At 68.6% G+C, this 23,559-nt stretch carries 28 protein-coding genes; 26 read left to right on the top strand and 2 right to left on the bottom strand.

The features are described from left to right. Positions 1-198: 198 nt before the first annotated feature. From hrcA to AMYAL_RS0100700, 20 genes are all read left to right on the top strand, one after another. Positions 199-1,224 carry a heat-inducible transcriptional repressor HrcA gene (gene hrcA, locus AMYAL_RS0100795; RefSeq protein WP_026466623.1) on the top strand — a complete coding sequence of 342 codons (1,026 nt, stop codon included), beginning with the start codon at positions 199-201 and terminating at the stop codon, positions 1,222-1,224. 42 nt (positions 1,225-1,266) lie between these two features. After that, positions 1,267-2,433 carry a molecular chaperone DnaJ gene (gene dnaJ / locus AMYAL_RS0100790; protein ID WP_020629396.1) on the top strand — a complete coding sequence of 389 codons (1,167 nt, stop codon included), beginning with the start codon at positions 1,267-1,269 and terminating at the stop codon, positions 2,431-2,433. Between the two features lie 3 nt (positions 2,434-2,436). Then, positions 2,437-3,189 (top strand): 16S rRNA (uracil(1498)-N(3))-methyltransferase, encoded by a 753-nt coding sequence (locus tag AMYAL_RS0100785; RefSeq protein WP_020629395.1) that lies wholly within the window; start codon positions 2,437-2,439, stop codon positions 3,187-3,189. Positions 3,190-3,707: 518 nt separating this feature from the next. Continuing rightward, a complete protein-coding gene (locus tag AMYAL_RS0100780) occupies positions 3,708-4,058 on the top strand; it encodes a histidine triad nucleotide-binding protein (protein ID WP_020629394.1) in 351 nt (116 codons plus the stop codon). A 114-nt stretch (positions 4,059-4,172) separates the two neighbouring features. Further along, complete coding sequence (locus AMYAL_RS0100775) at positions 4,173-5,255, top strand: PhoH family protein (RefSeq protein ID WP_020629393.1); 1,083 nt, start codon at positions 4,173-4,175, stop codon at positions 5,253-5,255. A gap of 73 nt (positions 5,256-5,328) precedes the next feature. Then, positions 5,329-5,883 carry an rRNA maturation RNase YbeY gene (ybeY, locus tag AMYAL_RS0100770; protein WP_020629392.1) on the top strand — a complete coding sequence of 185 codons (555 nt, stop codon included), beginning with the start codon at positions 5,329-5,331 and terminating at the stop codon, positions 5,881-5,883. Between the two features lie 11 nt (positions 5,884-5,894). Next, positions 5,895-7,247 (top strand): hemolysin family protein, encoded by a 1,353-nt coding sequence (locus AMYAL_RS0100765; protein WP_020629391.1) that lies wholly within the window; start codon positions 5,895-5,897, stop codon positions 7,245-7,247. Next, a complete protein-coding gene (locus AMYAL_RS0100760) occupies positions 7,240-7,566 on the top strand; it encodes a cytidine deaminase (protein WP_020629390.1) in 327 nt (108 codons plus the stop codon). The genes AMYAL_RS0100765 and AMYAL_RS0100760 overlap by 8 nt, the downstream gene beginning before the upstream one ends. Further along, a complete protein-coding gene (era, locus tag AMYAL_RS0100755; protein ID WP_020629389.1) occupies positions 7,566-8,465 on the top strand; it encodes a GTPase Era in 900 nt (299 codons plus the stop codon). The genes AMYAL_RS0100760 and era overlap by 1 nt, the downstream gene beginning before the upstream one ends. A 156-nt stretch (positions 8,466-8,621) precedes the next feature. After that, positions 8,622-8,963, top strand: coding sequence for a CD225/dispanin family protein (locus AMYAL_RS0100750; RefSeq protein WP_020629388.1), 342 nt, complete (start codon positions 8,622-8,624; stop codon positions 8,961-8,963). 25 nt (positions 8,964-8,988) lie between these two features. Next, a complete protein-coding gene (locus AMYAL_RS0100745; protein WP_020629387.1) occupies positions 8,989-9,339 on the top strand; it encodes a CD225/dispanin family protein in 351 nt (116 codons plus the stop codon). After that, entirely contained in the window at positions 9,336-9,788 is a 453-nt protein-coding gene (locus AMYAL_RS0100740) for a DUF2752 domain-containing protein (protein ID WP_020629386.1), read from the top strand. The genes AMYAL_RS0100745 and AMYAL_RS0100740 overlap by 4 nt, the downstream gene beginning before the upstream one ends. 148 nt (positions 9,789-9,936) lie before the next feature. Then, on the top strand, positions 9,937-11,205 hold the full coding sequence (locus tag AMYAL_RS0100735; protein ID WP_026466622.1) for an RDD family protein: 1,269 nt from the start codon (positions 9,937-9,939) through the stop codon (positions 11,203-11,205). Between the two features lie 54 nt (positions 11,206-11,259). Further along, entirely contained in the window at positions 11,260-11,733 is a 474-nt protein-coding gene (locus AMYAL_RS0100730; protein WP_093976591.1) for a CD225/dispanin family protein, read from the top strand. 27 nt (positions 11,734-11,760) lie between these two features. Beyond that, positions 11,761-12,198, top strand: coding sequence for a CD225/dispanin family protein (locus tag AMYAL_RS0100725; protein ID WP_020629382.1), 438 nt, complete (start codon positions 11,761-11,763; stop codon positions 12,196-12,198). Between the two features lie 49 nt (positions 12,199-12,247). Beyond that, positions 12,248-13,009, top strand: coding sequence for a DNA repair protein RecO (gene recO / locus AMYAL_RS0100720; protein ID WP_020629381.1), 762 nt, complete (start codon positions 12,248-12,250; stop codon positions 13,007-13,009). 40 nt (positions 13,010-13,049) lie between these two features. Then, complete coding sequence (locus tag AMYAL_RS0100715) at positions 13,050-13,871, top strand: isoprenyl transferase (RefSeq protein WP_020629380.1); 822 nt, start codon at positions 13,050-13,052, stop codon at positions 13,869-13,871. Next, on the top strand, positions 13,868-14,290 hold the full coding sequence (locus AMYAL_RS0100710) for a hypothetical protein (RefSeq protein WP_020629379.1): 423 nt from the start codon (positions 13,868-13,870) through the stop codon (positions 14,288-14,290). Before AMYAL_RS0100715 ends, AMYAL_RS0100710 begins: the two co-directional genes overlap by 4 nt. Positions 14,291-14,327: 37 nt before the next feature. Continuing rightward, on the top strand, positions 14,328-15,344 hold the full coding sequence (locus AMYAL_RS0100705) for a permease (RefSeq protein ID WP_020629378.1): 1,017 nt from the start codon (positions 14,328-14,330) through the stop codon (positions 15,342-15,344). Further along, complete coding sequence (locus AMYAL_RS0100700) at positions 15,341-16,066, top strand: TIGR03943 family putative permease subunit (RefSeq protein WP_020629377.1); 726 nt, start codon at positions 15,341-15,343, stop codon at positions 16,064-16,066. Before AMYAL_RS0100705 ends, AMYAL_RS0100700 begins: the two co-directional genes overlap by 4 nt. Before the next feature lie 232 nt (positions 16,067-16,298). On the opposite strand, the gene AMYAL_RS0100695 is transcribed toward AMYAL_RS0100700, so the two are convergent. Next, entirely contained in the window at positions 16,299-16,712 is a 414-nt protein-coding gene (locus tag AMYAL_RS0100695; RefSeq protein ID WP_020629376.1) for a Fur family transcriptional regulator, read from the bottom strand. 2 nt (positions 16,713-16,714) lie between these two features. Continuing rightward, positions 16,715-17,098 carry an ArsR/SmtB family transcription factor gene (locus AMYAL_RS0100690; protein ID WP_026466621.1) on the bottom strand — a complete coding sequence of 128 codons (384 nt, stop codon included), beginning with the start codon at positions 17,096-17,098 and terminating at the stop codon, positions 16,715-16,717. A 224-nt stretch (positions 17,099-17,322) separates the two neighbouring features. Between AMYAL_RS0100690 and AMYAL_RS0100685 the strand changes: the two genes are divergently transcribed. The 6 genes from AMYAL_RS0100685 (at position 17,323) to AMYAL_RS0100660 (ending at position 23,551) form a co-directional block, all read left to right on the top strand. Next, entirely contained in the window at positions 17,323-18,390 is a 1,068-nt protein-coding gene (locus AMYAL_RS0100685; protein WP_020629374.1) for a hypothetical protein, read from the top strand. Between the two features lie 7 nt (positions 18,391-18,397). Next, positions 18,398-19,027: a class F sortase gene (locus AMYAL_RS0100680; RefSeq protein ID WP_020629373.1), complete on the top strand. Its 630-nt coding sequence runs from the start codon at positions 18,398-18,400 to the stop codon at positions 19,025-19,027. 99 nt (positions 19,028-19,126) lie between these two features. Further along, complete coding sequence (locus tag AMYAL_RS0100675; RefSeq protein ID WP_020629372.1) at positions 19,127-19,789, top strand: class F sortase; 663 nt, start codon at positions 19,127-19,129, stop codon at positions 19,787-19,789. A 91-nt stretch (positions 19,790-19,880) separates the two neighbouring features. Then, positions 19,881-21,269, top strand: coding sequence for a glycine--tRNA ligase (locus tag AMYAL_RS0100670; protein WP_020629371.1), 1,389 nt, complete (start codon positions 19,881-19,883; stop codon positions 21,267-21,269). Between the two features lie 633 nt (positions 21,270-21,902). Further along, the gene (locus AMYAL_RS0100665) at positions 21,903-22,826 is read left to right on the top strand and encodes an ABC transporter ATP-binding protein (protein ID WP_020629370.1); all 924 of its coding nucleotides are present in this window, start codon (positions 21,903-21,905) and stop codon (positions 22,824-22,826) included. Then, a complete protein-coding gene (locus AMYAL_RS0100660) occupies positions 22,823-23,551 on the top strand; it encodes an ABC transporter permease (protein WP_020629369.1) in 729 nt (242 codons plus the stop codon). Before AMYAL_RS0100665 ends, AMYAL_RS0100660 begins: the two co-directional genes overlap by 4 nt. Positions 23,552-23,559: the final 8 nt, after the last annotated feature.

Here is a 23,559-nt window from a genome sequence, read left to right as displayed (position 1 = left end):
GGGGCGTTGCGAAAGCCACTTTCGCAACGTTGAAGGTTGCGAAAGTGGCTTTCGCAACCTCGGGTCGCGGGTCTCGTGAGTGGCTAGGACGGTTAGAACCGTCCTAGCCACTCACGAGGCCCAAAGATGTCCTGTGGCCCCCTGGGCACGATGCCTTCCGTAAACTCGTTGTGAGGACGAGCCGAAGGAGGTGTGCAGGTGGCCAACGCGGAAGAGCGCCGCTTCGAAGTGCTGCGCGCGATCGTCGCCGACTACGTGTCGAACCAGGAGCCCGTCGGATCCAAGGCGATCGTCGACCGGCACAACCTCGGCGTGTCCAGCGCCACCGTGCGCAACGACATGGCGGCGCTGGAAGAAGAGGGCTACATCACACAGCCCCACACCAGCGCGGGCCGCATCCCCACCGACAAGGGGTACCGGCTGTTCGTCGACCGGATCGCCGAGGTCAAACCGCTCAGCTCGGCCGAACGCCGGGCCATCACGGCTTTCCTCGACAGCGGCACCGACGTCGACGACGTCCTGCGCCGGTCCGTCCGGCTGCTCGCCCAGCTGACCAGGCAGGTCGCGGTCATCCAGTACCCGATGATGACCAACTCCGCCGTCCGTCACCTGGAAGTGGTGCCGCTCACCCCAGCCCGGCTGATGCTGGTGCTGATCACCGATTCCGGCCGGGTCGACCAGCGCACCGTCGACCTCGGCGACGTCATCACCGAGGAGAACGTCGGCAGGCTGCGCACGGTGCTCAACGGCGCGCTGGCGGGCCGCCGTCTCTCCGAGGCCGCGGCGGCGGTCGCCGAACTGCCCGAGAAGTCACCGGGCGAGCTGCGCGACAACCTCACCCGCGTCTGCACGGTGCTGGTGGAATCGCTGGTCGAGCACCCCGAAGAGCGGCTGGTACTCGGCGGCACGGCGAACCTCACCCGCAACGTCTCGGATTTCCCCGGATCGCTGCGGCAGGTGCTGGAGGCGCTCGAGGAGCAGGTCATCGTGCTCAAGCTGCTCGCGGCCGCCCGCAACCCCGGTGCGATCACCGTGCGCATCGGTGAGGAAAATGAAGACGAGCAGATGCGCAGCACCTCGGTGGTGTCCATCGGCTACGGCATGGACGACCTGCTGCTGGGCGGGATGGGCGTCGTCGGGCCCACCAGGATGGACTACCCGAACACCATCGCCGCGGTACGAGCGGTGGCGAACTACGTGGGGCAGATCCTCTCCGGCCGCTGAACGCGGCGTTGAGGACCAAGGCAGAAGGAGAAGGCGGAGACGGTGGCGAGGGACTATTACGGCATTCTCGGGGTTGCGAAGAACGCGACGGATCAGGAGATCAAGCGCGCGTACCGCAAGCTGGCCCGTGAACTGCACCCCGACGTCAACCCGTCGGAGGACGCCCAGCACCGCTTCGGCGAGGTGACCACCGCGTACGAGGTGCTGTCGGATCCGCAGAAGCGCAAGGTCGTCGACCTCGGCGGCGACCCGATGGACGGCGGGGCGCGAGGCGGAGGCGGCGGAGACCCGTTCTCGGGCTTCGGCGGTCTCGGCGACATCATGGACGCCTTCTTCGGTGCCGCAGGGGGTGGCGGCGGTCGCGGCCGTGGCCCGCGCAGCCGGGTGCAGCCCGGCTCCGACGCGCTCATCCGCCTCGGCCTGACGCTGGAGGACTGCGCCACCGGGGTCGACCGCGAGATCACCGTCGACACCGCCATCGTCTGCGACCTGTGCCGCGGCGCGGGCGCGGCCGAAGGCACCGGCACCAAGACCTGCGACACCTGCGGCGGCGCCGGCGAGGTCCAGTCCGTGCAGCGGTCCTTCCTCGGCCAGGTCGTCACCGCCCGCCCCTGCCCGGTCTGCCGCGGCTTCGGCGAGGTCATCCCCGACCCCTGCCGCCAGTGCGGCGGAGACGGCCGGGTCCGCTCCCGCCGCAACGTCACCGCCAAGATCCCGCCGGGCGTCGGCGACGGCATGCGCATCCGCCTCTCCGGCCAGGGCGAGGTCGGCCCCGGCGGCGGCCCGGCGGGCGACCTGTACGTCGAGATCGACGAGGCCCCGCACGAGGTGTTCGTCCGGCAGGGCAACGACCTGCACTGCAACTTCCGCATCCCGATGACCACCGCCGCCCTCGGCGCCACGGTGCCCATCGAAACCCTCATCGACGGCGACTACGAACTCGACATCGAACCGGGCACCCAGCCCGCCACCGAACTCGTGCTCACCGCCAAGGGCATGCCGCGGCTGCGGTCCTCCGGCCGCGTCGACGGCCGCGGCGACCTGCACGTCCACATCGACGTCGTCGTGCCGACCAAACTCGACGACGCCCAGCGCGACCTCCTCGTCGAACTGGCCCAGCAGCGCGGCGAAGACGTGCCTTCGCTTTCCTCGAACGGCTCCAAGCCCGGCGGGCTGTTCTCCAAGCTGCGCACCAAGAACCACCGGTAACCCGTGCCAGAGACGACACTGCCGGTCTTCCTCACCGACGCGCTGCCCGGCTCCGGGCGCACCACGCTCGACGGTGAGGAAGCCCGGCACGCCGCCACCGTCCGGCGGCTGCGCGTCGGCGAACGCCTCATGCTTTCCGACGGCGAAGGCGGCATGGCGCGCTGCGTCGTCGAGGCCGTCCAGGCAGGCCGCGACGCGGCACTCACCCTCGCCATCGAAGAACACTGGACCGAGGAACCGCCCGCACTGCGCGTCATCGTCGCCCAGGCACTCGCCAAAGGCGACCGCGGCGAACTCGCCGTCGAACTCGCCACCGAAGCAGGCGCCGACGCGATCGTCCCCTGGCGCGCCGCCCGCAGCGTCGCCCGCTGGGAAGAAGGAACCCGCGGCGACAAAGCCCTCACCCGCTGGCGCACCACCGCCCGCGCCGCCGCCAAACAAGCCCGCCGCGCCCACGTCCCCGAAGTCGCCGAGCCCGCCACCACCCGCGAACTCGCCGAACTCGCCCAGACCGTTTCGCGCGCCCTCGTCCTCGAATCCGGCATCACCACCCGGCTCACCGAGATCGAACTCCCGCCACAAGGCGACATCCTCCTCATCGTCGGCCCCGAAGGCGGCATCACCGACGAAGAACTCGCCACCCTCACCGAAGCCGGCGCGACCGCCATCCGGTTGGGCCCCACCGTTTTGCGCACCTCCACCGCCGCCGCCGTCGCGCTGGGCGCACTCGGAGTTCTCACCGACCGCTGGAAGTGAAAAAACACCCCACTAATTTGCGGCCGGTTATGGCGCGATCACGCAAACAGCCGTTACTCTCGTTAACTGACGCGCAACACACGGTTTCGGCGCGCCACTGGGGGTTGAAGCCCAGTCGCGTGCGTGAATCCCCGCCGGGCACCTCCCCCCTCGGTCCGGCGGAGCCGCGGCGGCGGTGGAGCGACCCCCAGGCTCCACCGCGCCGCGGCGTCTTCATTTGGGGGCTTCGCAAGTCGCTTCGCTCATTGCTACGCCCCAAATTCGCGCCGCGGCGCGGTTCCGCGTGTTGCACCGGGGGGCCGAGCCCCCCGGACCCCCACGGTGCGTCCGGCGGCGGTTGGCAGCCCCGCAGCGAAGCGTGTAGGTGGCTGCTGGTCTTTGGTATCGGCGTAGGGCCTGGCGGCCCTCGCCTGGTGAGGGAGTTGTCCGTCCGATCACGTGTGTCGTCCGTCTGATCACGGATGACGGCCATCTGCCTTCACGTACTTGGGGGGGCGGGTGGGGGATAGGGTGGGGGGATGAGTGACGCGGAGACGTTGTTCGAGCGGATCATCGCGGGCGAGATCCCGTCCGACAAGGTGTACGAGGACGCGACGACGTATGCGTTTCGGGACATAGCGCCGCAGGCGCGGGTGCATGTGCTCGTGGTGCCGAAGAAGCGGTACCGGAACGTCGCCGAGCTGGCGGCGGCGGACCCGCAGGTGCTCGCCGACATCGCCTTGGCGGCGCGCAAGGTGGCGGAGCTCGAGGGGATCGCGGAGTCGGGCTATCGGGTGGTGTTCAACACCGACGGTGACGCCGGCCAGACCGTCTTCCACGTGCACGCGCACGTGCTCGGCGGCGAGCAGCTGGGGCATTTCGGACGCTGAAGCGCGCGGCCTGGAGAAACCGGACTGCGTGCCGACACCCGCAACCAGTAACATCGACCTTGTCAGTGTTGTTGAAAATCGCAGCGTAAGCGCAGGAAGTAGGCCCGAGGCCACGTGGCCGGAACCGTACCGGGTGAAGCCGCCCGACCCGACGTTCCCGCGGACGTCACACCGTCGAAGGCCGACGAGGCCGCCGTCACCGAAGCGGCCCAGTCCCGATTCCCCATCCCCGACGCCGCCGCGCTCAGCCTGCTCGGCTCGAGGGACGAAAACCTCCGTGTCGCCGAAGAGCTCCTCGCCGCCGACGTCCACGTCCGGGGCAACGAGGTCACCCTGACCGGCGCCCCCGCCGACGTCGCCTTCGCCGAACGTGTCTTCGCCGAACTCGTGACGCTCGCCGGCCGCGGCCAGCAGGTCGACCCGGCCACCGTCCGCCGCACCGTCGGCATGCTCTCCACCGGCGACTCCGAGTCGCCGGCCGAAGTGCTGAGCATGAACATCATCTCCCGGCGCGGCAAGACCATCCGGCCCAAGACGCTCAACCAGAAGCGCTACGTCGACGCCATCGACAAGCACACCATCGTCTTCGGGATCGGCCCCGCCGGTACCGGCAAGACGTACCTCGCCATGGCCAAGGCCGTCCAGGCGCTGCAGGCCAAGCAGGTCACCCGCATCGTGCTGACCCGGCCCGCGGTCGAAGCGGGCGAGCGCCTCGGCTATCTGCCGGGCACGCTCAACGAGAAGATCGACCCGTACCTGCGCCCGCTCTACGACGCGCTGCACGACATGGTCGAGCCCGAGTCGATCCCGCGGCTGATGCAGGCCGGCACCATCGAGATCGCGCCGCTCGCGTACATGCGCGGCCGCACCCTCAACGACGCCTTCATCATCCTCGACGAAGCGCAGAACACCACGCCGGAACAGATGAAGATGTTCCTCACCCGGCTCGGCTTCGGCGCCAAGATCGTCGTCACCGGCGACGTCACCCAGGTCGACCTCCCCAGCGGCCAGAAGAGCGGCCTGCGGGTGGTCCGGGACATCCTCGAAGGTGTCGAGGACCTGCACTTCGCCCAGCTCACCAGCCAGGACGTGGTGCGGCACAAGCTCGTCGGCGACATCGTCGACGCGTACGAGAAGTGGCAGGCGCTGCAGGACAGCCAGAACCAGGGCAGTGGCTGGAAAGGGCAGCGGAGATGAGGAGTGAGCGCCCGTCGCCCGCAGTGACCAAGGCGCGCGCGTTTCCGGCCGCGCGCAGCATCGGGGATGAAAAATGAGCATCGAGATCGCCAATGAATCGGGCGTGAACGTCGACGAGACCTCGATCGTGTCGGCCGCGCGGTTCGCACTCGACAAGATGGAGGTCAGCCCGCTCGCCGAGCTGTCCATCCTGCTCGTCACCCTCGAGGTGATGGAAGACCTGCACGAACGCTGGATGGACCTGCCGGGTCCCACCGACGTGATGGCCTTCCCGATGGACGAGCTCGACTCGTCGCGCCGCCCCGACGCGCCCGACGCCTCACCCGCGCTGCTCGGCGACATCGTGCTGTGCCCGGCGTTCGCGAAGGACCAGGCCAAGACGGCCGGTCACGCGCTGATCGACGAGCTGCACCTGCTCACCACGCACGGCGTGCTGCACCTGCTCGGCTACGACCACGCCGAACCCGCCGAAGAACGCGAGATGTTCGGTCTGCAGAAGCGGATCCTCGGCGAGTTCCAGGCGGCCGTGGCCGCGCACAACCGCCGTGACGCGCAGCGCACCGCGGACGACAGGCTCCTCGGCACGGCCGGTCTCGACACCGTGCCCGCCGACGAACCTCCGGCCTAGGCGGCACCGAAATGGGCAGTCCCACGGCTCTGCTGATCATCGCCATCGCGCTGATCCTGCTCGCCGGGGTGTTCGCGGCCGCCGACGCGGCCGTCAGCACGGTCTCCAAGGCCCGCGCCGACGGCCTCGTCCGGCTCGGCCGCCCCGGCGCCCGCCAGCTCGCACTGGTCATCGCCGAACGCCGCCGCCACATCAACCTGATCCTGTTGCTGCGGATGACCTGCGAGCTGACCGCCACCGTGCTGGTCACCGTCGACATCCTCCGCTGGATCCGGCCGCTGTGGCTGGCCGTCGTCGTCGCCGCGGGTGTGATGGTCGTGGTGAGTTACGTGCTCATCGGGGTCGGCCCGCGCACCCTCGGCCGCCAGCACCCGTACCGGATCGGTCTCGTCGTCGCGGGCCCCGTCCGCGTCCTCGGCTCCATCCTCGGCCCGCTCAGCAGGCTGCTGATCGTCCTCGGTAACGCCATCACCCCTGGTCGCGGCTTCCGCGAAGGCCCGTTCACCTCCGAAGTCGAACTGCGCGAGCTGGTCGACCTCGCCCAGGAACGCGGCGTCGTCGAGGAATCCGAACGCGAGATGATCCACTCGGTGTTCGAACTCGGCGACACCGTCGCGCGTGAGGTCATGGTGCCGCGCACGGAGATCGTCTGGATCGAGCACGACAAGACCGTGCGCCAGGCGCTCGCGCTGGCCCTGCGCACCGGGTTCACCCGGCTGCCGGTGATCGGCGACTCCGTCGACGACGTCGCCGGCGTGGTCAACATCAAGGACCTCATGCCCGCGTACATGGCCGAGGGCGGACCGCAGCGCCAGGTCGAGGAGCTGATGAACCCGGCGAGCTTCGTGCCGGACTCGAAGCGGCTCGACGACCTGCTCAAGGAGATGCAGGTCTCGCACAACCACATGGCCATCGCCGTCGACGAGTACGGCGGCACCGCGGGCCTGCTCACCATCGAGGACATCCTCGAGGAGATCGTCGGCGAGATCACCGACGAATCCGACACCGACGAACGCCCCGAGGTCGAAGAACTCGACAACGGCGCGGTCCGCGTCTCGTCCCGGCTCTCGATCGACGACCTGGGCGAACTGTTCGGGATCGATCTCGAAGACCACGACGTGGAGACCGTGGGCGGGCTGCTCGCCGAGCGACTGGGTAGGGTCCCGCTGCCGGGGGCCGAAGCCGAGGTCGCCGGACTTCGGCTGTTCGCCGAAGGCGGTAAGGACCGGCGCGGGCGGATGCGGATCACCACGGTGGTCGTCCACCCCGCCGACGCGGACGCGGTGACCGACGCGGCACAGGGCAGGCGTCGCACCCGCGTCCCACAGCCCGATGAAAGGGACAGAAGTGTCGAACATGCCTGAGCTGGACGCCGAGGACGAGAAGCTGGTGACCCTGGCCAGGTCCGCGCGAGCCCGCACCCAGGCCGAGGAGGGTGCCGCGCTGCGCGACACCGACGGCCGCACCTACGCGGCGAGCACGGTCGACCAGCCGTCATTCAAGCTCACCGCGCTGCAGGCCGCCGTCGCCGCCGCTGTTTCGAGCGGAGCCGAAGGAATCGAAGCCGCCGTCGTGGTCACCGCCGAAGGCCTGCTCAAGGAGGCTTCCGTGCACGCGGTCCGCGACATCGCCGAAACGGCGCCCATTTATCTCGCCGATCCCAGTGGCAAGGTGCTGAACTGATGACCGAGCCGCACCGTTCCGGTTTCGCCTGCTTCGTCGGGCGGCCCAACGCGGGCAAATCGACGCTGACCAACGCGCTCGTCGGCAGCAAGGTGGCGATCACCTCCAGCAAACCGCAGACTACCCGGCACGCCATCCGCGGCATCGTCCACCGCGACGACGCCCAGCTGGTGATCATCGACACGCCGGGGCTGCACCGGCCGAGGACCCTGCTCGGCGAGCGCCTCAACGACATCGTCCACTCGACATGGTCCGAAGTGGACGTTGTCGGGCTTTGCGTGCCTGCCAACGAAAAGGTCGGCCCCGGCGACCGGTTCATCGCCGCCGAGCTCAAGAAGATCGCCAAGCGGACCCCGGTGATCGGCGTCGTCACCAAGACGGATCTCGTGAAACCCGAACAGGTCGCCGAGCAGCTGCTCGCCCTGCAGGAGGTCATGGAGTTCGCCGAACTCATCCCGGTGTCCGCTGTGGACGGTTTCCAGGTCGGCGCGCTCGCGGACCTGCTGGTGCGTCATCTTCCCGAAGGCCCGCAGCTGTATCCGGGCGGTGAACTCACCGACGAGCCCGAGCAGACCCTGGTCGCCGAGCTGATCCGCGAGGCCGCGCTGGAAGGTGTCCGGGACGAACTCCCGCACTCGATCGCCGTCACCGTCGAAGAGATGCTGCCACACGAGGGCAGGGACGACATGATCGACGTGCACGCGTTCCTCTATGTGGAACGGCCGAGCCAGAAGGGCATCATCCTCGGGCACAAGGGTGAGCGTCTCAAGGACGTCGGCGCCCGCGCCCGGCAGCAGATCGAAGGCCTTCTCGGTTCGAAGGTCTACCTCGACCTGCACATCAAAGTTGCCAAAGAGTGGCAGCGCGACCCCCGTCAGTTGCGACGGCTGGGCTTCTGACTTAACGGAATGTCTCGATTCGGTCGCGGAGACCGATTGACGGTGTGGAACCGGACGGGTGACCTTAGAGTCTCACTCCTCGACCCCCGTGATCGCTGATCGGGCGGCGGCGCGCGGGGCGATTTCCACATCTCATTCGTGAAGGGAAAGCGGTAAATGACCGACAACCAGGGCCTGCCCAACTACTCCGGCGACCCTCAGGGCGGTGGCGGCTTCAACAACCCCGGCCCGCCGCCCAACAACAACCTGGTGTGGGCGATCCTCACCACGATCCTGTGCTGCCTGCCCTTCGGCATCGTCGCGATCGTCAAGGCGAACCAGGTGAACACCCTCTGGGCGCAGGGCCAGCCCGCCGCCGCACAGGAAGCGGCCGACGCCGCCAAGAAGTGGTCGATCATCGCGGCCATCGTCGGCGGCGTGCTCATCGCTCTGTACATTCTGCTGTTCGTCGTCCTCGGCGTCTTCGCGGCTTCGGTGGACGTGAACAACTACCGCTGATCCCGCAGACCGAGGGGGAGACCTCATGACCGACCAGTACCCGAACTACCCGCCTCCGGGCGGGCCACCGCCGCAGCAGCCGTACTACGGCGGCGTGCCGAACTACGGTCCTCCGCCGGACAACAACCTGGTGTGGGCCATTCTCTGCACGGTGCTGTGCTGCTTGCCGCTGGGTATCGTGGCGATCGTGAAGTCGAGCCAGGTGCAGACGTTGTGGGCGCAGGGCTTCCACGCCGAAGCCCAGAAGGCCGCCGACGACGCGAAGAAGTGGTCCATGTGGGGAGCGATCGCCACCGGCGGTCTTTTCCTGCTGTACATCATCTTCATCGTGGTGATGATCATCATCGGCGCGTCGGCGGGAAGTTTCACGCCGTGACGACGTCCGTCTATACGGGATTCCCGGCGCGCGGGTTCAAAGCACGGACCCGCGCGCTGGGGCCGCCCCTCGCCGTCGCCGCCGGCGCCGCGGCGGGCTGCGTCGTCCTCTTGCTCGGCGATCCCACCACCCCCGGCGGACCGCTTCCGGTCTGTCCCACCAAAGCCGTGCTGGGCATCGCGTGCCCCGGCTGCGGTGGCATGCGCATGGTCTACAGCGCGCTGCACGGGGACATCCCCGCCGCGCTGCACTACAACGCGGTGTCCTTTGTGATCCTTCTGCTGCTCGTCTGGAGCACCGTCGCCTGGGCGGTCGGCAGGCTCCGAGGCAGATCTGTCGACAGCTGGCTGCACTGGCGTTGGACGCCGCTCGCGTTCGGCGTCGTGTTCGTCGTCTGGTTCGTCATCCGTAACCTGCCCTTCGCCCCGTTCACCTCGCTCTACGTCTGAGTGCCGGGCCGAGGCCCGGATCGTCGGTGGCACCGAGTACGCTCCCGCGCACCGGTCTGCTCGGTGTGTATCCATGCCGTACATTCAGCCCGGTTCGCCGCACGAGGCCCCGTGCGCCAGGGGGCGAGGAACCAGCGAGGGGATTTCGATGACCACTCCCTACGGCCAGCAGCCGCCGGGACAGCAGCCGCCACCAGGATCCGGGCCCCAGCCGGGGGACGGGCAGCAGCAGTCACCGCAGCCGCAGCAGCCGTTCGGACAACCGCCATCGGGAGAGCAGCCCTCGCCGTTCGGGCAGCAGCCTTCTCAGAGTGACCATCCTTCGCCGTTCGGCCAGCAGCTTCCTCAGGGTGACCAGTCCTCGCCCTTCGGTCAGCAGGCCGTCGGCGAGCAGCCTTCCTCACCGTTCGGGCAGCAACCGCAACAGCAGTCGCCGTTCGGCGCGCAGCCCCAGCAGCCGTTCGGCGCGCAGCAGCCGCAGCAGCCGCAGCAGCCGTTCGGGCAGCAGTCCCAGCAGCAGGCGCCGTTCGGGCAGCCGGGCCAGCAGGCGCCGTTCGGCCAGGCCGCCCAGTTCGGGCCGCAGACCGATTACGCCCACTGGGGCCTGCGCGCGGCCGGGACCTTGATCGACTTCGGTCCGATCGTCGTGCTCCCGATCATCGGCGCGATCGTCGCCACGAACGTGCATTCGGTCGTCGGCGGCATCATCACCGGCATCGGCTACCTCGCGGGACTCGGCTGGACCGTCTACAACCGATGGTTCAAGATGGGCACCACCGGTCAGTCGCTCGGCAAGAAGATCCTGAAGATCAAGCTCGTCCGCGAAGTCGACGGGCAGCCGATCGGCCCGCTGATGGCCTTTGTCCGGGACCTGTGCCACAACCTGGACGGCTGGGTCTGCGGCCTCGGCTACCTCTGGCCGCTGTGGGACCAGAAGAAGCAGACGTTCGCCGACAAGATCCTCAGCACCGTCGTCGTCCCCGGCGAAGCCACCGCCGCGCTCGCGCCGGCGGTGTTCGGCCAGAATCCGGGATTCCCCGCACCGCCCTCGCCGTTCGGCCAGCAGCCGCAGCAGCCGTTCGGCGCGCAGCCCCAGCAGCCCTCGCCGTTCGGGCAGCAGCCCCAGCAGCCTCAGGCGTTCGGTCAGCAGCCGCAACAGCCGTTCGGCCAGCAGCCGCCGGCGCAGCCATTCGGTCAGCAGCCGCCGGGAACCGCGGCGCCTTCCCCGGAGTCCCAGCCGGGACCGGCCTTCGGGGAGCCCGAGCCGACTCAGGTCCTCCGCCCCGGTCAGCAGCCTCAGCAGGCACCGTCCGGGTTCGACGAAGCCGAGCCGACGCAGAAGATCACGCCGGAGCAGCTGAGGCAGCAGCTGCCGGGGGCGGACGGGCCGAACGGGCCCGGAACGCCGCAGCAGTAAGGAACGACCGGCGGGATCCACCCGCCGGGAAGCACGACACAAGTGGGGAACCCGATGACGAACCCGTACGGCCAGCAGCCCGGCTACGGCCAGCAGCAGCCCTATGGCCAGCAGCCTCAGCCCGGATACGGACCCCCGTCCGGCGCCACGCCCGCACCGTACGGTCAGCCTTCGGGCGCGAACCCCATGCCGTACGGCCAGCCCGCGCCGTACGGTCAGCCCTCTCCGTACGGCCAGCCCGCGCCGTATGGCGCTCCGGGCGGCATGCCCGGTGGCGGGGACATCAACTCGATCCCCGACTACAAGGGCTGGGCGATCGGCTGCATCTTCCTCTGCTGGATCATCGCGATCTTCGCGATCATGAAGTCCAATGAGGTCAACACCTACAAGATGCAGGGCAACTACGCCGCCGCCATGGACGCGTCGAAGTCGACGAAGACCATGTGCATGATCGCCTCGATCATCGGCGGCGTCGGCTGCCTGTTCTCCATTCTCTGGATCATCCTGGCCGTCGCGACGGCGTTCTAGCCCGAAAGAACAACGAGGACCATTCACATGACCAACCCCTACGGCCAGCAGCAGCCCTACGGACAGCAGCAGCCTGGCTACGGGCCGCCTTCCGGTGGCATGCCCGCTCCCTACGGCCAGCCCGCCCCGTACGGCGCGCCGTCTCCCTACGGTGCGCCGGGCGGAATGCCCGGTGGTGGCGGCGACATCAACGCCATCAAGGACTACAAGGGCTGGGCGATCGGCTGCATCTTCCTCTGCTGGATCATCGCGATCTTCGCGATCATGAAGTCCAATGAGGTCAACACCTACAAGATGCAGGGCAACTACGCCGCCGCCGCGGACGCGTCGAGGTCGACGCGGACGATGTGCATGATCGCGTCGATCATCGGCGGTGTCGGCTGCCTCGTCGGCATCGTCATCTTCATCTTTTCGATCGTCGCGGCGTCGACGGCGACCTACAGCTGCTACGGCAGCTACTGCTGATTCCAGGGCTCACCACCCCGATGTCGGTCCCTGGTGGGACGATGTCGGGGTGGTGAACCTCTATCGCGACACCGGAGTGGTGTTGCGGACGCACAAGCTGGGTGAGGCCGACAGGATCATCACCCTGCTCACGCGGCGGCACGGCAAGGTCCGTGCGGTCGCGAAAGGCGTGCGTCGGACGTCGTCGCGCTTCGGAGCGCGGCTGGAGCCGTTCGGGCACGTCGACATCCAGTTCTACACGGGCCGTTCCCTCGACGTGATCACCCAGGTCGAGACGGTCGACGCGTTCGCGTTGCCGCTGGTGGCCGACTACCAGCGCTACACCGCCGCGAGCGCCATCGCCGAGACGGCGGACCGGTTGTCCGCCGAAGAGGGCGAGCCGGTGCTCAAGCTCTACATGCTCGTCGTCGGCGCTCTTCGGGCCCTCGCGGGCGGGGAACGGGACAGCTCCCTCATCCTCGACGCCTTCTTCCTGCGGGCCATGGCCTACGCGGGATGGGCGCCCGCGATCACCGAATGCGCCCGCTGCGGCCTGCCCGGCCCGCACAAGGCGTTCAGTGTGTCGGCGGGCGGCTCGATGTGCCCGGACTGCCGGGTGCCCGGCTGTGTCCACCCGTCGCAGGAGGTCCTGACCCTGCTCGCGGCGCTCCTGCACGGTGAGTGGCCGGTGGCCGAGGCGGCGCAGCCGGTGCCGCGGCGGGACGCGTCCGGCCTGGTCGCGGCGCATCTGCAGTGGCATCTGGAGCGCCAGCTGCGCTCGCTGCCGCTGGTGGAGAGGCGTGCGCGGGAAGGCGCCACCGGAGCGCAGTAGGGTCGCAGGCACAGGATTCACTCGATCAGGAGGCTCGAAGGTGCTGCGCAGGGGACGCGAGAACAAGGCGTCACAATTCGAGCTTCGCGCGCCGGAGCCGCACGAGTCCGGTGCCCGGCCGCCGGAGATCCCCCAGGAACTCCTCCCGAAGCATGTGGCGCTGGTGATGGACGGCAACGGCCGCTGGGCCAACCAGCGTGGCCTGCCGCGGATCGAGGGCCACAAACGCGGTGAAGCGGTGATGATCGACGTCGCCAGCGGTGCCGTGGAACTGGGCGTCAAATGGCTGTCGGTGTACGCGTTCTCCACCGAGAACTGGAAGCGGAGCCCGGAAGAGGTCCGCTTCCTGATGGGCTTCAACCGCGACACCATCCGCCGCCAGGTCGACTACCTCGGCTCGATCGGCGTCCGCATCCGCTGGGCGGGCCGCCGCCCGAAGCTGTGGGCGAGCGTCATCAAGGAACTGCAGGTCGCCGAAGAGAAGACCAAGAACAACACGGCGCTGAACATGACCATGTGCGTCAACTACGGCGGCCGTGCCGAACTGGCCGACGCCATGCGCCGGATCGCCCAGGACGTGGCCGACGGGAAACTGAACCCGGACAAGGTCACCGAGAAGACCATCGGGAAGTACCTGTACCAGCCCGACATGCCGGACGTGGACCTGTTCCTGCGGCCGTCGGGGGAGCAGCGGACGTCGAACTTCCTGCTCTGGCAGTCGGCCTACGCCGAGATGGTCTACCAGGACACGCTCTTCCCGGATTTCGACCGCACCCACCTGTGGCGTGCCTGCCTCGAGTTCGCGAAACGGGACCGCCGCTTCGGCGGGGCCATCGACAAGGCTTCGGAAGGAACCTCATGACGACCGAAGCGGCGGACACGGCGGCTTTGCTCACCGCCGCGCGGGAAGCCCTCGAGCGCTACCTCGAAGTGCACGTCGACGACGACGGCGCGCTGACCTTCTCGCACGCGGACGTCCCGTGTGTCATCCAGGCGACCCGGCTGGCCGAAGGGCTGACCGTGCTGAGCCTGACCTGCGTCGTCGCCTGGGATCTGCCGGACGACCCGGCGATCGCGGCCTCGGCGGCGGAACGCGCCGGACAGGGCCTGTTCGGGACGCTCGGCGTCGTGCGTTCGGAGAAGGGGATCGACATCACGCTGAGGTACGCGTTCCCGGCCGAGGGCATGGAGCCCTCGCCGCTCGGGACGCTGCTCATGCTGGTCGTGTCGACGGCGTCGCAGCTGCGCTCCGACCTGCTGGGCTCCGCCACCGGGGACTGACCGCCTCCACACAGGGTCACCTGGCATCATCTCGCGCATGGAAACCATTTCCAGAAACGCCCCGGAGAAGAAGCCGGCCCGGCGGTTCAAGATCACCTCGATCGAGGTGCTCTGCGCGATCCTGCTGATCGCGATCCTCGGGCAGAGCTGGCTCCAGCGGGTGTTCGACGTGCCCGCGCTGCGGACCGGCTCGACGGTGTTCGTCGCCGTCTGCGTCCAGGCGCTGCCGTTCCTGGTGCTCGGGGTGCTGATCAGCGGTGCGATCGCGGCGTTCGTGCCCGCTCGGGTGCTGGAGAAGGTGCTCCCTCGCCGGGCGGGCGCGGCCGTCGGTGTCGCGGGGCTGGCCGGGGTCGCCCTGCCGGGTTGTGAATGCGCGTCGGTGCCCGTCGCACGCCGTCTGATCGGCCAGGGGGTCGCACCCGCGGCCGCGCTGACGTTCCTGCTGGCCGCGCCCGCGGTGAACCCGGTGGTGCTGGTCGCCACGGCGGTGGCGTTCCCCGGAAACCCGGAGATGGTCTTCGCCCGGTTCGCCGGTTCGCTCGCCACGGCGATGGTGATGGGCTGGCTGTGGGCGAAGTGGGGCAAACTCGACTGGATCGCGGAGCGGGCGCTTCGCCGTATGCCGGACGTCCAGCACGGTTCGCGCTGGAAGACCTTCGCCGAGACCGCGCGGGCGGATCTCGTGGAGGCGGGCGGGTTCCTCGTGCTCGGGGCGATGATCGCCGCCACGATGAACGTGCTGGTGCCCGCCAAGTGGTTCGGGGTGCTGGGGGAGCAGATCGTGCTCGGGGTGCTGGTGATGGCGGTGCTCGCCGTCGTGCTGGCCCTGTGCAGCGAGGCCGACGCCTTCGTCGCCGCGTCGCTGACCGCGATGCCGTTGCTGCCGAAACTGGTGTTCCTGGTGGTCGGTCCCGCGATCGACGTGAAGCTGTTCGCCCTGCAGACCGGCACGTTCGGCAAATCCTTCGCGATGCGGTTCGCGCCGGTGACCTTCGTCGTCGCGTTGTTCTGCGCCGTGGTGTCGGGCGTGCTCATCCTGGGAGGTGGCGCGTGAAACGCGAGACCCAGAACATCCTGCTGATCCTGCTCGGCGGGGCGCTGCTCAAGATCACGATCAACGGCGACTACCTGCGCTACGTCAAACCCGCGCAGCAACCGTGGATCATCGCGGGCGGTGCGATCATGGTCGCGCTGGGCGCGGTCGCGATCATCCGCGACCTGCTGGCCGCGCGGGCCGCCGCCGTCGTGTCAGGGGACGTCCACGCGCATGACCACAACACCCGTTCGGCGTGGCTGCTGATGGTGCCGGTGCTGGCCGTCTTCCTGGTCGCGCCGCCCGCGCTCGGCGCCGATTCGGTGACGCGGACCGAGGCCAGGGCGCCGCAAAGCGCTTCGGCGAGCAACGCGGCCGCCTTCCCGCCGCTGCCGGCCGGGGACGTGGTGCCGCTGGAGATCAACGACTTCGTCAGCCGCGCGGGCTGGGACAAGAGCGGGACGCTGAACGGACGGACGGTGCGGCTGTCCGGGTTCGTCGTGCACAACGAGGGCACCACGATGCTGGCCAGGATGGTCATCGGCTGCTGCGCGGCCGACGCCTTCCCGATCACCGTGCGGCTGGTGGGCGACGGTGTCTCGGGCTTCGGCAACGACACCTGGCTGGAAGTGACCGGGACGGTCGTGCCGGGCACCGCGGTGCGAGAGAACAGCTACACGCCGGACCTGACGCTCACTTCAGTACGGCAGGTACCGGCGCCGAAGGACCCTTACGAGTACTGAGGGCGCTCGATGGTCGCGGGTCCGGTCCGTGAAGGCCTCCTTGCCTACCCTGAAGGTAGGGAAGGAGGCCTTCACGGACTTTCGGATCGCCACTTTCGCCCCAGACGCACTAGCGGTCACGCCGGGCCGCGCGTGAAGGACCCCTTCCCAAGTACGTGATGGCCCCCTTCCTTGCGCCTAGCGCAAGGAAGGGGGCCATCACGTACTGCAAGAGAGAGGCGCGGTACCGACGTCAGTGGTTCGAGCAGGTCCCGACGATCTCCACGGTGTGGCTGATGTCGGAGAACCCGTGCTCCGAAGCGATCTTCTCGGCCCACCGCTCGACCGCGGGCCCTTCCACCTCGACGGTGCTCCCGCAGAGGCGGCACACCAGGTGATGGTGGTGGTGCGACGAGCAGCGCCGGTAGATCGCCTCGCCGGTGTCGGTGCGCAGGACGTCGATCTCGCCGGCCTCCGAGAGCGACTGCAGCGTCCGGTACACCGTGGTGAGCCCGATGCCGTCGCCGCGTTTGCGCAGCTCGTCGTGCAGTTCCTGGGCGGACCGGAAGTCGTCGATCTCCTTGAGCAGCTCGACCACGGCGGCCCGCTGTTTCGTCGACCGGCGTCCCGGCACCGGCGCGGAACTGTTGGCCGTCGTCGGACTCATGCTCACTTCCCCTCCTGAACGTGGGCTACGGCGTCCACCACGATATGCGCAAGGTGATCGTCGACCAGCCGGTACACCACCTCGCGGCCGCGTCGCTCACCCTGTACGACACCCGCCGTCTTGAGCACCCGCAGGTGCTGGCTGATCAGCGGCTGCGCGACATCGAGTGTGTCCACCAATTCGTGCACGCACCTGTCCGCGTTACGCAGTTGCAGGACGATGGCGATCCGCACGGGCGCGGCGAGCGCCCTGAGCAGGTCGCCCGCGTCCGCGAGGACGGCGGCCGAGGCCGACGCGGCGGGTTCGGCGAGGGGACGGGCCGCCGAATGCGGTCCGGGGTCTTCCGTGAAGCCAGGAGCGGCAGAGTCCGGGGTCACCGTAGCCATCGCCGCCTCCATGTCCATCATGATTTCCGAAGTCATTGCCAGTAACAGTCCTGTCCATCCTAGTGTTCCCGTCACGGGCGGTCTGTTCGCCGACCGGGCGACCACTTGGCGGTGTCGTTACTGCTCCATTCGGGTGACTTCGCTAAGAAATGACCATTCCACTTCGCATGTCGTCGCCAACGGTGCAAGGTTGTCGCGAGGGCTGAGGGAGGCTGTGGGGAGACATGACTCGTTTCGTGACGAAGCTGGCCGCCGCGACGGCGGCCTTCGCTTTCGCGTCGGTTCCGGGGCTCGCTTCGGCGCAGACCGTGCAGGCCGTGGACGAGAAGACCGGTCCCGTGTCGTTCGCGAACGTGGCGTCGGTGCGCATCGGCAACTCGGGATCGCTGATCACCGAGACCCAGCGTTCGCCGCTGACGCCCGGCCAGTCGAAACTCTCCCCGGATCGCACCATCGTCCCCCGTGACGAAGAGCGGGCCACCTTCGGCGACAAATGGGACATCAACCTGGGCCGCTACGGCGCTCAGAGTCCGTACCCGGCCGGTATCGCCAGCCGCGACCACAACGTGATCGCGGCGTTGCAGCAGACCACCGTCCCGACAGCGGTCGCGGAGAGCAATTACGCCCTGATCGACAACGGGCACGGCGGCGCGAAGCCCGCCGACAACACCGTGCTGGTTCTCGAGGGCGCGAAGAGCGCCGTCGACTGCAGTTCGCCCGGCAAGGCGACGTCGTCGACGAGCGCGGCCAAGATCTGGGTGCGGGACGAAAACGGCGAACTGAAGCCGTCCGGCTCTTCGGGTGTCGACGTCAAGGGCCTCAAACTCGGTCCGCCGTCGTTCGTCAAGAACGAGAACGTCGACAAGAGCAGGACCACCTCCGACCTGACCGTGTCGAGGGTGACCGCGTTCGACCAGCTCATCCGGCAGAACGGCTGGCGCAACGGCGACGTGACCGCGGTGGCGGGCTGGAAACTGGACATCGTCACGCACGTGCGTGACGAGGCGGGCAAGGACCTGCGCGAGGCCCGTACGACGATCGTGCTCGGCGGCGTGAGCTGCGCGATCCCGAAGAACTTCGTGGCGAAACCCGCCGGCGGTACCGGACCGGGCGCGGCACCGGCGCAGCCCGCGGTGCCGGGGACGGTCCCCGCGGGCGGTATCCCGCCGCAGGCCGCCGACTCGACGCGGACCGTGGTCGGCCTCGGCCTCCTGGGCGGCGGCATCGTGATCGGCGCCGCGGCCATGCTGCTCTACCGCCGTCGCAAACCCGCCCCGGTGCGGGAGAAGTAGCGGCCCCGTGCGGACCTGGCCGGCGGGACTCGCCGCCGTCGTCTCCGCGCTCGCCATCTCCGCGGGCGTGATCGTGCTGACCTGGATCCCGCCGGAAACCGAGGTCTCCCTGGCGGAACCCGCGGTCATGCCGGGGGAGGACGGCGCCCCCTTGGTGTTGCCCGCCGACACCGCGAAGCGCGGCCAGCGGCCCGGCACGATCCGCCTTCCCGAGGGCGGATCGGCGAAACTCGTCCGCTCCGAGGTCAACTCCGACGGCACTCTCCCGATCCCGCGCGGGCTCGGCGACGCGGCCTGGTGGGGTGCGCGGCTCGGTGCCGAAGCGGGCACCGCGCTGATCTCCGGGCACGTCAACTGGGGCGGCGCCAAAGGGCCGTTCGACGAGCTGTGGCGGATGCGGGAAGGCCAGGAGGTCGCCGTCAGCGACGCGGCGGGCGGGATCTGGGTCTATCGCGTGCGCGAGGTCGTCACCCTGCACAAGAACGACCTGCCCGCGCAGGCGGCGAAGCTGTTCGCGCAGAGCGGGCCGCACCGGCTGGTACTGGTCACCTGCGGCGGCGACTACCTCGGCGGGACGGACGGCTACCGGGACAACCGGGTCGTCGTCGCGACTCCAGTCTCCGGCCCGCCCGCCTGACTTCCCGCCGGAAGTCGGTGCAACCCATCTCGGCTCGCGTCGCGTGTCTAGCGACACCGGCCGCTTCGGCGGCTTGACGCGAGCAAGGAGTAATACCCGATGGTGGGACAGTTCGACGACGGTGCGGCGAGCGAGGAGCAGCCGAAGAAGCGCTCCAACCTGGGGTGGATCCTCGCCGCCGCCGCGATCTTCGTGGTGGCGGCCGTGGTCGCGGTCCTGGTTTTCACCGGACAGAGTGAACCGGTCGTCGCGGCCGCGCAGGAGCAGGCGAACACCTCGGCGACGCAGTCGTCTCAGGCTCCGGCCGAGACCGGCCAGGCACCCGGCACGGTCAAACTTCCCGGTGGCGGCACGGCGAAACTGATCCGCAAGGAACTGACCGCAGACGGCACCCTCCCCATCCCCGAGGGCCTCGACGAAGCCACCTGGTGGGGCGCGAAACTGGGCGCTGAGCAGGGCGCGTCCCTGCTTTCCGGGCATGTGAACTGGAAGGGCAAGAAGGGCCCGTTCGACGAACTGTGGCGGCTCAAGACCGGGCAGGAGGTCGACCTCGTCGACACCGACGGCGGCAAGTGGGTCTACAAGATCGGCGAGATCGTCACCGTGCACAAGACGAAGCTGGCCGAAGAGTCGGAGAAGCTGTTCGGACCGGACGGCCCGCATCGGCTGGTGCTGGTCACCTGTGGTGGCGAATACGTCGGCGGGACCGACGGATACGAGGACAACCGCATCGTCACCGCGTCGTTGGTCAGCCGGCCCTGAGCCGTCCGACCTCGCCGGAGGTCGCGCGGGGACGGGCAGTTAGGCTTGTCCTTCTAACCCATACCCGTCCCCGCATGCTTCGGAGCGTGGAGTGCCCGCCAACACCATTGAGACCGTCGTCAGCCTGTGCAAGCGTCGAGGCTTCGTTTTCCCGTGTGGAGAGATCTACGGCGGTACCAAGTCGGCGTGGGACTACGGGCCCCTCGGTGTCGAACTCAAGGACAACATCAAGCGCCAGTGGTGGAAGACCGTCGTGCAGAGCCGGGACGACGTCGTCGGCCTCGACTCCTCGGTCATCCTGCCGCGCCAGGTCTGGAGCGCGTCGGGTCACCTCGACGTCTTCACCGACCCGCTGATCGAATGTCTTTCCTGTCACAAGCGTTTCCGTGCCGACCAGCTGGCCGAGGACTTCTCCGCCCGTTCGGGCAAGGAGGTGTCCGAGGACGACCTGTCCGAGGTGCCGTGCCCGAACTGCGGCAACCGCGGGCAGTACACCGCGCCGCGTGACTTCAACATGATGCTGAAGACCTACCTCGGCCCGGTCGAGTCCGAGGAAGGCGTGCACTACCTGCGTCCGGAGACCGCGCAGGGCATCTTCATCAACTTCCTCAACGTGCAGACCGCGGCGCGCAAGAAGCCGCCGTTCGGCATCGGCCAGATCGGCAAGTCGTTCCGGAACGAGATCACACCGGGCAACTTCATCTTCCGCACGCGCGAGTTCGAGCAGATGGAGATGGAGTTCTTCGTCGAGCCGGGCGAGGACGAGACCTGGCACCAGTACTGGATCGACGCGCGCACCGAGTGGTACAAGGACCTCGGCATCAAGGCGGACAACCTCCGCCTGTACGAGCACCCGAAGGAAAAGCTCTCCCACTACTCGAAGCGCACCGTCGACATCGAGTACCGCTTCGCGTTCAACGCGGGCCAGGAATGGGGCGAGCTCGAGGGCATCGCGAACCGCACCGACTTCGACCTCACGACGCACTCGAACCACTCCGGCGTCGACCTGTCGTTCTTCGACCAGGCCACGAAGCAGCGGTTCCGCCCGTTCGTCATCGAGCCCGCGGCCGGTGTCGGCCGGTCGATGATGGCGTTCCTCGTCGACGCCTACCACGAGGAAGAGGTGCCGAACGCCAAGGGCAGCACCGACACCCGCGCGGTGCTCAAGCTGGACTACCGGCTCGCGCCGTTCAAGGTCGCCGTGCTCCCGCTGTCCCGCAACGCCGACCTCACGCCGAAGGCGCGTGACGTCGCGGCGGCGCTGCGCAAGCACTGGAACGCCGACTTCGACGACGCCGGCGCGATCGGCCGCCGCTACCGGCGTCAGGACGAGATCGGCACGCCGTACTGCGTCACCGTCGACTTCGACTCGCTCAACGACCACGCGGTGACCGTGCGGGAGCGCGACACCATGGCGCAGGAGCGGGTCGCGATCGACAAGCTGGAGTCGTACCTGGCGGGTCGCCTGATCGGCGCCTGACACCTCCAGGGCAAGTACGTGAAGGCCCCCTTCATTGCAAAATTTGCAATGAAGGGGGCCTTTCATGTCATCGGCGGGGGCAGGGCGAATACGGCGTGATCGAGCCCTGCCGAGCCGACCTTCTTCGCTGCCTTGAGGGCTTGGTTCCGGACCGACCGGCGGGGCCGGGTCGTGAGTGCTAAAGAGGTTATTGAGGGGTAGGGCAAACGTGTCGTGTCGTTGGGGTGTGCGCCGAATGTGGCATTGGGGGCGACCTGGGATCGGGTGACTCGGGCGCCGTGTCTCGAAGGCCCCCTGTGGGACGTTCACCGTCCTGAAGGCCCCCTTTGAGACATCTCGAAGTGCGGCCGAGGGCATCGCCGCCCGCCAGGACGCATTTGACTTACCCCTCAAATAGAACGCTCTTTGCCACTCACGACCCCTTCGTAAAGTCACGCAAAGTGCACAAACCGGGCGCGTCGGCGGAGAATGGTGTCCCTTGTGGACAGTCGTGGGTCGAGCAGGCCGTGCTCCGAAGCCAACGGACAGGGCCTTCACGTACTTCGGACGCCCTCCTGACCCCTGACAACTGTCATGTCCAGGTCGTGACGCGCGGCCCACGGCCGGAACGCCTCGGCGCGACAAGCTCTAGGCATGGGAGAACAAGACATCACCGCGGGGGCGGCGGTACGACTTTCCGGCCTGCGCAAGCATTACGGCGACGTCCACGCCGTCGACGGCCTGGACCTCACGATCGCACCGGGCGAAGTGGTCGCCCTGCTGGGCCCCAACGGCGCGGGCAAATCCACCACGGTCGACATGATCCTGGGGCTCACCGAGCCCGACAGCGGCACCGTGAGCGTCTTCGGGCGGAAACCGGGCGAAGCGGTCGGCGACGGGATGATCGGCGCGATGCTGCAGGGCGGCGCGCTCGTCGAGGATCTCACGGTCGCGGAGACCGTCGGCATGGTCGCCGCGCTGCACCGCAAGCCGATGCCCGTGCGCGCCGCGCTGCGCCGCGCCGGGATCGAGGACATCGCGAACCGGCGCGCCACCAAGCTTTCCGGCGGGCAGAAGCAGCGTGTGCGGTTCGCGGTCGCGCTGGTGAGCGACCCGGATCTGCTGATCCTCGACGAGCCGACCGCCGCGATGGACGTCGGCACGCGCCGCGAATTCTGGAAGTCGATGTACGAGTACACGAACTCCGGTCGCACGGTCCTGTTCGCGACCCACTACCTCGAAGAGGCCGAAGAGTTCGCCGACCGGGTCGTGCTGATGCGCTCGGGGCGGATCGTCGCGGACGGTTCGGTCGCGCAGGTGCGTGCGCTGGCAGGGGGGCGCACGATCCGCGCGGCGGTGCCCGAGGCGGCGGAACCGGTGATCGCGGGGCTGCCCGCGATCACCGGGTTCGAACTCCGCGGTGGCCGCGTCGCCATCTCCAGTTCCGATTCCGACACCACGCTGCGGGCACTGATGACCGAAATCCCCGAAGCGTACGACATCGAGATCAGCGCCGTCGGCCTCGAAGGCGCGTTCCTTTCCCTGACCACCGAAGACACCGAGGACGCCGTCCGATGAACCCGACCTACCTCAAGACCGAGATCGTCCGCACCTTCCGCTCGACGCGGTTCGTGCTCTTCGCCGTCGCCTTCCCTGTGCTGATGTTCCTGTTGCAGGCCAACGTTTTCAGCTCGGCCAGCGTGGACATCTCCGGGGTGATCATGGTCAACATGATGGCCTTCGGCACCTTCTCGGCCGCGATGACGAGCGGCTCGAAACTGGCCATCGAGCGGTCCACGGGCTGGCAGCGCCAGCTGCGGCTGACCCCGTTGACCGGCACCGGCTACCTCGGTGGCAAGGCACTTTCGGCGATGCTCGTCGCGCTTCCGTCCTTGCTCGTCGTCCCGCTGGTCGGCGTCCTGGTCCAGGGCGTCCATCTCGACGCGGCCGGCTGGCTGCGGCTGGTGCTCGGCGTCTGGCTCGGCGCGATCCCGCTGGTGCTGCTCGGCCTGCTGCTGGGCCAGTTCGGCACGCCGGACTCGATGCAGCCGGTGAACATGATCGTCATGATGGGGATGGGCTTCCTCGGCGGCCTGTGGATCCCGATCGACGGAATGCCGTCCTGGATGGCCGACATCGCCCAGGTGATGCCGACGTACTGGCTGATCCAGCTGGTCCGCCCGGTCGTCACCGACCATCTCACGGTGAGCCTCCCGGCCGCGCTGGGCGTGCTGGCGGCGTGGACCGTGGTCCTCGGGGCGCTGGTGATCAGGCGTTACCGTAAGGACAGTGCGCGGGTCTGAGAAAAAGG

The organism is Amycolatopsis alba DSM 44262 (genome assembly GCF_000384215.1).
GTDB lineage: Bacteria > Actinomycetota > Actinomycetes > Mycobacteriales > Pseudonocardiaceae > Amycolatopsis > Amycolatopsis alba.
Note: the sequence above shows the minus strand (reverse complement) of the source record. Positions and strands in the feature narration are given on the sequence as shown.